The sequence below is a fragment of the Mesotoga sp. HF07.pep.5.2.highcov genome, from assembly GCF_003666285.1.
GTDB classification, from domain to species: domain Bacteria; phylum Thermotogota; class Thermotogae; order Petrotogales; family Kosmotogaceae; genus Mesotoga; species Mesotoga prima.
This window is the reverse complement of sequence record NZ_JFHJ01000678.1, coordinates 1-624: the sequence shown is the minus strand read 5'-3', so window position 1 is coordinate 624 and position 624 is coordinate 1. Positions and strand designations below refer to the sequence as shown.

Here is a 624-nt window from a genome sequence, read left to right as displayed (position 1 = left end):
CTAGAATAATTCAATTCATTTGATCCTCAGGGGCTATGATCGAGTTAAGATATCGACTCAAGGAATGCTATACTTTGCATAATGTATAACGCATCACGTTAATCGTTTATTAATCTTTCTTCTAAAAGAACGGGGCGGAATTATTACTGTCCCGCACATGGAGGTGTTTTGGATGAGGCTAAACAGGTTACTCGTAGTCGCGATTGTCTTGCTAATCGGGGTTGCGGCGCTGGGTTCAACGATTAAGGTTGCTCTTGTGGCGCCATTCACAGGACTGGGTTCTATTCTTGGCGACTACATCAAAATGGGTGCGCAGTTGGCACTCGAAGAGATCAATGCCGCTGGAGGAATCAATGGCGACATGCTCGAAATGGTTGTGTATGACGATGCGGCAAATCCGAGCACGGCCGCAAATGTTATCAGGAGAGCACTTTTCCAGGATAAGGTAGTGGCTGTCTTTGGACCGAACATGAGCAGTTCAGTCATTGGTGTTCATCAACTAGCACAGCAGGCAAAGGTTCCAATGCTTGTCGGAGCGACTTCCCCTTCATTCAGATACTCGGTGATTCCCAACGACTTCCTCTTCAGACTCAGGGCCGACGACAAAGTCAAAGTCATTCAGCT

1 protein-coding gene is annotated in these 624 nt (G+C 47.0%); it reads left to right on the top strand.

All coding sequences use genetic code 11. The annotated features are described in order from the left end of the window. Window positions 1–172: 172 nt before the first annotated feature. On the top strand, window positions 173–624 hold a 452-nt coding region (locus BG32_RS14520), incomplete at its 3' end, for an ABC transporter substrate-binding protein (protein ID WP_147435091.1).